The following is a 2834-nucleotide window of genomic DNA, read 5'->3' as shown; positions in this document are numbered from 1 at the left end:
GCCACCACGATGGAGAGCAGGCCGGCCAGCGCGAAGCCCTGGAGCTGCTCGGTTCGCAGCCGCTGGGCGGCGAAGGCGTCCAGTTCCGGGGTGAGCCGGTCGGCGACGGTGAGCCCGCGCACCTCCTGGCCGGCCACCGCGCAGGGCTCGTGGGACCCGGCCGCGCACAGCTGGTCGCGGGGCGTGGCACGCCAGGCGGTGAGGGCGTCACGCGCCTCGGCGAGCCCGGCCGGGGTGGCGCCCGGCCCGGAGCGGTCGGCGGCCACCGGCAGCTCCCAGGTGACGTCGAGCCCGGTCTCGTTCCGCGCGACCAGCTCGATCCCTCCGGCGCTGGTCAGCAGTTGGCCGTCCATCTCCCACTTGGTGCCGTTGTCGGCGGCGACCAGCACGGGCGAGGGCTGGACCAGGAACGGGGAGCGCCGCCAGAGCCGTTGCGCGCCCTGGTCGGTGCGGAAGACCCCGACCAGGACGACCTCGGCGTCCCACTTGTACCCGGTCAGCTCGTACCGCTCGCCGACGGTCAGGTGGAACCGCTCGCGGGTGGTTTCGGAGGCCGCGACCTCGATCGTCGGCGGCTCCTCGTCCGGGAGCCCCGGGAGCAGGTCGGCGGCGGGCTGCCGCGGCGCGCGGCCCTGGAGGTACTCGACGGGGCCGTCCGGGCCGTCGTGCTGGGCGTGGACCAGGTTGACCTTCGGCGGATCGCCGCCGTAGAAGGTGGCCACCCCGGGCCCGTGCACGCCCGCGAGTCCGGTGGCCACCCGGGCCCACGGCGTGCCGAGCTCGGCGGCGAGCCGCGGGCCGACGGCGGCGCGCACCCCGTCGCCGATCCGGTCCAGATCGCGGTCGAGCGTGCCGGGAGCCGGCTTCGGCAGCCACGGCTCCGGCGTGGTGACGGCGCCCGCGGAGAGCAGCGGCCCGGCCTCCACGGCGCGGTCCACCCGGTCCGCGAGGGTGCCGGCCGCCAGCCGGTCGAACCTCGGCGGCCAGCTCAGCGGGACCGCCGTGAGCAGGACGGCGAGCAGCGCGAGCACGGCCGCGACCGGCCAGGCGATCCTCGCCTCGCGCTGGATCAGGCGCAGGGTCAGCATGTGGGGCTCCCCCCGTCGAAGCGTCCGGTCCCGCGCCCGCCGGGCTTCCCGGCCGTCGTCCTCATCCGTCCTCCCCCGCGCGCAGGGCCCGGACCAGGTCGACGCGGGCCAGCAGCCGGGTGAGGACCAGGACGGCGAGGGCGAGCAGCAGCCCGGCGGCCAGCGCCGTGAGCACGGTGGCGGGCCGGCCGGGGGCGGTGGCCAGGGCCGGGAAGACCGGGCCCGCGCGGTCGTCCAGCACGGTGAAGGCCGGCAGCAGCGCCGCGAGCAGCAGGCCCAGCGCTCCGCCGAGCAGGACCGGCGGCACGGTCACCGCCACCTGTTCGGCGCGCAGCAGCGCGGTCAGTTCGCCGGTCCGCACGCCCAGCGCGCGCAGGACCGCGAACTCCCGTTGGCGGGAGCGGACGGCGCTCACCGTGTGCAGGGTCAGGGCGGTCACCGCGAACAGCGGCGCGGTGACCAGGACCAGCAGCCAGGCGCAGCGCAGCCCGGTCCGGAACGGGTCGTCCGCCAGGGCGGCGGCCACCTCCGGGGCGCTCTGCGGCCGGCCGAACCGGCCGTCGACGGCGACGGCGGCCCGGGTGGCGGCCGGGTCGTCGCTGGTCAGCCACCAGCGGGTGGCGGTGGGCGGCGGCGCCCCGGTGAGCGCGCGGTTGGCGGCGACCGCGCGCAGGTCCAGCAGCAGGTGGCCGTGGGTCCGGTCGTAGCCGGGCAGTCCGTCGACGACCCCGGTGATCAGCACCTTCTGAACGCCCCCGCCGTCGCGGTCCCAGTCGAGTTCGACGGTGTCGCCGGCCTTGGCGCGGACGGCGTCGAGCAGCGCGCGGTCGGCGAGCGCGGGCAGCACCGGGAGCACGGGGGCGCCGGTGCCGGGGCCGGGCCGCACCGTCAGGGCCACGGACTGGCGGGTGGCCCCGCTCAGCGGGTCGTGGGAGCGCAGCACCGCGTGCAGCAGGTCGGCGCCGCCGCCCTCCCAGCCGCAGGCGTCCGCGTACTCGCCCCGGGCGCCGGGGACCCCGGTGTCCCCGGGCGCGGTCTCGGTGCCGGGGCAGCCGAGCGCCGCCGGGTCCACGGGGGCCGGGTCGGCGCGGGCCCAGCTCCATCCCGGCGGCAAGGCGAGGTCGGTGCGCTGTCCGTCGGTGACGGCGCCGATCCTCGTCAGGCGCAGGTCGAGGGTGGTGCGCGCGCGCTGCCGGTCGGTGAAGTCGACGCCGAGCCGGCCGAGTGTCAGCGGGTGGGCGCGCCGTTCGCCGCCGGCCAGCGGGACGGTCACGGTGTGCGGCCGTCCGTCGGCCGGCAGCGGGACCGCCAGCTGCTCGGTCAGCCCGTTCGCGTCCTGGATCCACAGCAGCAGCTCCGGCCCGGGCTCCGGGAGCGGACGGTCGGCGCTCGCGGTCACGGTCACCTCCAGCGCGGTCGGCTCGCCGGGCACCGCGATCCCGTGGGCGGGCACGGCGGTCAGCGGGGCGAGCAGCGCGGGGGCCGGGCGGTCGGCGAGGTCCTGGCGCAGCGACGGCAGCCCGGCGGCGGAGGCGGCCGCGCTGTCGAGGGCGACCGTCTGGACCACGGAGGAGCCCACGAACACCGACTTCTCGGCGACCGGGGTGAGGCCGGTCACGCCCGGCAGGGCGGCCAGGGCGCCGTGCTGCCGCGCGGGCGGGCCCGACACCCCGGACAGCCGCAGGTCGGCGCCGACCGTGTGGGCCGCCCGGTCGCGGTCGCTGGCCGGCAGCGCGGCCAGCACCA

The 2834-nt window shown here is 78.5% G+C and carries 2 protein-coding genes; both read right to left on the bottom strand.

Annotation, left to right across the window (positions count from 1 at the left end):
- Positions 1 to 1088, bottom strand: a 1088-nt coding sequence (locus ABD308_RS39175; protein WP_344345874.1) for a hypothetical protein, incomplete at its 3' end; no start/stop codon positions are given.
- 61 nt (positions 1089 to 1149) lie between these two features.
- Positions 1150 to 2834, bottom strand: a 1685-nt coding sequence (locus ABD308_RS39170; RefSeq protein ID WP_344345872.1) for an FtsX-like permease family protein, incomplete at its 5' end; no start/stop codon positions are given.

The organism is Kitasatospora putterlickiae, assembly GCF_039527695.1.
Lineage (GTDB): Bacteria > Actinomycetota > Actinomycetes > Streptomycetales > Streptomycetaceae > Kitasatospora > Kitasatospora putterlickiae.
This window is presented reverse-complemented; position numbering and strand designations above follow the sequence as displayed.